Source organism: Mesorhizobium sp. M7A.F.Ca.CA.004.06.1.1, assembly GCF_003999135.1.
Classification (GTDB): domain Bacteria; phylum Pseudomonadota; class Alphaproteobacteria; order Rhizobiales; family Rhizobiaceae; genus Mesorhizobium.
Window position 1 is genome coordinate 1 of record NZ_RZPQ01000549.1, and the last position, 4,029, is coordinate 4,029.

Here is a 4,029-nt window from a genome sequence, read left to right on the forward strand (position 1 = left end):
TCACCTGCCTGCCGGCATCCTCTCCCCGTAAACGGGGCGAGGGGACGCTGTCGTTGATGATTTCGCCAATCGCCAACATTGCGGCCAGCCCTTTCTCCCCGTCACTATACGGGGAGAAATGCCCGGCAGGGCAATGAGGGGCGGCGCCAACCTAAGGTGATTGTCCTGGATAAACATGCGGGCGACGGCAACAGCGCCGCCTGTGATTTAATCAAGAATTTGGGAGGCAGCGGTGTCCGACAGAGTAAAAGTGCTGGTGGTGGGTCTCGGCAATATGGGTGCGTCGCATGCCAGCGCGTATCACCGGCTCGACGGTTTCGAGATCGTCGGCATTATGAGCCGCTCGATCAAGAGCAACACGAAGATTCCGGGAGAGTTAGCCGGCTACCCACTCTACGAGGATTTCGACCAGGCGCTGAAGGAAACAAAACCGGACGCGGTGTCGATCAACAGCTGGCCGAACACCCACGCCGAATATGCGCTGAAGGCAATCGCCGCCAACTGCCATGTGTTCATGGAAAAGCCGCTCGCCACCAACAATGAGGATGCCGAGAAGGTTGTCGCGGCGGCGCGGGCGAAGAACCGCAAGCTGGTGCTCGGCTATATCCTGCGCGTCCACCCGTCATGGATCAAGTTCATCGAGGTCGGGAAGACGCTCGGCAAGCCGCTGGTGATGCGGCTCAACCTCAACCAGCAGAGCAGCGGCAGCGCCTGGCACTGGCACAAGAACCTGATCGATTCGCTGATCCCGATCGTCGATTGCGGCGTCCATTATGTCGACGTCATGTGCCAGCTGACCGGCGCCAAGCCGGTGCGCGTGCATGGCATCGGCGCCAAGCTCTGGGCGGAAGCCGACAAGCAGAATTACGGCCACCTGCACGTCACCTTCGATGACGGCTCGGTCGGCTGGTACGAGGCGGGCTGGGGCCCAATGATGAGCGAAACGGCCTATTTCGTGAAGGACGTGGTCGGCCCCAAGGGCGCGGTGTCGATCGTCGCCGGCCAGCAGGCAAGCAATGCTGCCGAACTTGCAGAGGTTTCGAGTTCCGCCGACATCGACCGCCACACCAAGACCGATGCGCTGAAGATCCATTATGCTCAGGTCGACGGCGACAAGAATTTCTCGAAGCCCGACGAGATCGTCAGCATGGAGGACGAGCCCGGCCACCAGGAGCTCTGCGACCGCGAGCAGGCCTTCTTCCTGCGCGCCATCCGCGAGGATCTCGACCTCACCGAGCAGATGGATGCGGCGGTCAACAGCCTGCGCATCGTGCTGGCCGCTGAACAGAGCATCGCACTCGGGCGGACCATCGACCTGGCCTGACGCAATCCGGCTGCTGGCGGCAATCGTTTCAGGCCGGCGCTGCCCCTCACCCTTACCCTCTCCCCGTGAAGAACGGGGAGAGGGGGTCGTCAGCGTTGGAGCGTCTCCCTTCTCCCCGTCACTATACGGGGAGAAGGTGCCGGCAGGCGGCTGAGGGGCGGCGCCAACGTTGGCAAGATCAACGAACGACGGGAGAGAGACATGGTCACCGAAAGTCTGCTGAAAACCTATGCCGAGTCCGACGCGCTCGACCTTGCGGCACTTGTGAAGCGGGGCGACGTTTCACCGGGGGAACTGGTGGAGGCGGCGATCACGCTGGTCGAGCGGCTCAACCCGACGCTCAATGCGGTCATCCATCGCCTCTACGACATGGCGCGCGCCCAGGCCGAGACAATCGACACATCAGCGCCCTTCGCCGGCGTGCCGTTCCTGCTCAAGGAGCTGGCCTCGTCCTGGACCGGGGCACCGAACACCAACTCCTCATTCTACCTCAGGGATGTCGTTGCCGATTTCGACACCGAGGTCGTTCGCCGCATGAAGGCGGCCGGGCTGGTGCTGGTCGGCAAGTCGAACGCGCCGGAGAACGGTTGGTCGATCACCACCGAACCAAAACTCTACGGTGTGACCAAGAACCCGTGGAAGGAAGGCATCACGCCCGGCGGCTCGAGCGGCGGCGCTGCCGCGGCCATCGCTTCGCGCATGGTGCCGATCGCCGAGGCCAGCGATGGTGCAGGCTCGATCCGCATTCCGGCCTCCTGCTGCGGTATCGTCGGGCTGAAACCGTCGCGCGGCCGCGTCAGCCTCGCGCCGTTCGGCGACTATTGGTATGGCGGCGCGTACTTCCTGTGCTGCTCGCGCACCGTGCGCGACACGGCGGCCTATCTCGACGCGGTTGCCGGCGCGCTGCCGGGCGACCCCTATACGCCGCCGGTGCCCGATGGTTCTTGGCTCAGCCTGTCGGCACGGGCGCCAAAGAAGCTGCGCATCGGCTTTTCCGTCACGCCACCCAACGGCACGGCGATCGATGCGGAGGTGAAGGCGGCGGTGCTGGCAACCGTGGCTGCGCTCGAGCGGCTCGGCCACGACGTCGAGGAGCACGATATGCCGCTCGACGCGAACGCTGTGTGGAAGACCTACACCAACATGACCTGCGTGCAGACGGCGGCGACGTTCGACTACCTTGAGACGGTGATCGGCCGGCCGGTGACGCCAGGCGATGTCGAGGCGGTGACTTGGGCAATCATCGAGCGCGGCCGCTCGACCAGCGGCACCAGGCACATCTCCGATGTCGAGCAGCTCAGGCAGGTCGGCCGCGACATCGTCGGCGACCTCGGCGCCTACGATATCTTCATCACCCCGACCCTGACGCAGCTGCCGCGTCCGTTCGGCTATTACGACATGTCGGAAACCGACATCGACCGCTACAACGCCAAGTGGGCGGATTCGGTGTTTGCGTTCCCCTTCAACATCTCCGGCCAGCCGGCGATCTCGCTGCCGCTCGGCTGGTCGAAAGACGGCGTGCCGATCGGCGTGCAACTGGTCGGCCGCTACGGTGACGAGGCAACGGTGCTGGCCGCGTCGGCGCAGCTGGAGCAGGAGATGCCGTGGAGCGATCGGCGGCCACCGGTGAGTGGTTAGGTGCTGGCCACCTCACCACCGAGTTCCGTGGCGCCCCCCTCTGTCCTGCCGGACATCTCCCCCTCAAGTGGGGAGATCGGCTGCTACGACCACCTTCGCCAATATTCGACGTTGAAGACGAAGACCGACGCCGAAACAGTCAATCTCCCCACTTGAGGGGGAGATGCCCGGCAGGGCAGAGGGGGGCGCCGTAGAGCGCTATCTTTGAAAAACGACCACGCCCTCGCTACCCAATCCTCTCCAGCCGTCTCGGCAAGCGGTTCATGGCGACAGCCCCGTCCGGTGTGATCAGGAACTGATCCTCGAGATTGAAGCTGGCGAGGCCGTCTATGTAGAGCGGGATCTCGAAGGCCAGCACCATGCCGGCTTCGATGACGACATCGCTATCGGCGGCGATGAACGGCCATTGCTCCGAGAAGACCGACTGGCCGACGCCATGGCCGAAATGACCGCGGCGGTAGGTGCGCAGCCCTTGCCGCGCCAGGCTGTCGGTGGCGACGCGATGCACGTGGGTGAGCGTGGCTCCCGGAACAAGCGCTGCCAGCCCGTCGTCAAAGGCCCGCTCGGCGATCGCGTGCAGTTCGGCCTGCTCGGCGGATGGCGATCCGAAGGTGAAGTTGCGCGACATGTCGGAGGCGTAGCCGCCGACCGTGCAGACCATGTCGCACTTCAGCGGATCGCCAGGCATGGCTTTCGCATCGGTGCTTTTGGCCTTCGCGCCCAGCGTCACATATTCGGCTGTGGCGACCGGATGGGACAGGCCGGACGCGGCCGTGGCGACGCCTTGCCGATAGAGGGCAATGAGATCGCCCTGACGCATGCCGGCCATGGCATCGACCTGCAGCCGCTCCAGCCCGGCTTCCGACAGGATGATGCCTTGCTGGAGCAGATCGATCTCGCGCGGCGACTTGATGGCCCGCAACCTGTCGAGCACGGCCGAGCCGTCGACCATCGTGCAGCCCGGCAGCAGCGCCTGCATGACCGAGAGATCGGCGGCGGGAATAAAATCGAGATCGACGCCGATCTCTCGGTCATGCAGGCGCTGCTGCCGGGCTGCACGATGGTCG

General features: G+C 64.5%; 3 protein-coding genes. 2 read left to right on the plus strand and 1 reads right to left on the minus strand.

Annotation, left to right across the window (positions count from 1 at the left end):
• The first annotated feature begins 232 nt into the window (after positions 1–232).
• Together EN906_RS25480 and EN906_RS25485 are read left to right on the plus strand one after the other, a co-directional pair.
• Positions 233–1,324, plus strand: a complete 1,092-nt coding sequence (locus tag EN906_RS25480; protein WP_127267337.1) for a Gfo/Idh/MocA family oxidoreductase — start codon at positions 233–235, stop codon at positions 1,322–1,324.
• Between the two features lie 201 nt (positions 1,325–1,525).
• Complete coding sequence (locus EN906_RS25485; protein WP_127267338.1) at positions 1,526–2,962, plus strand: amidase; 1,437 nt, start codon at positions 1,526–1,528, stop codon at positions 2,960–2,962.
• Positions 2,963–3,188: 226 nt separating this feature from the next.
• Here the strand turns inward: EN906_RS25485 and EN906_RS25495 are convergent.
• Positions 3,189–4,029, minus strand: an 841-nt coding sequence (locus EN906_RS25495; protein ID WP_164777349.1) for a Xaa-Pro peptidase family protein, incomplete at its 5' end; no start/stop codon positions are given.

What these genes read in the sequence shown, in the direction of transcription:
- EN906_RS25485 (WP_127267338.1), top strand. Translation starts at nt 1,526, where the DNA reads ATGGTCACCGAAAGTCTGCTGAAAACCTATGCCGAGTCCGACGCGCTC.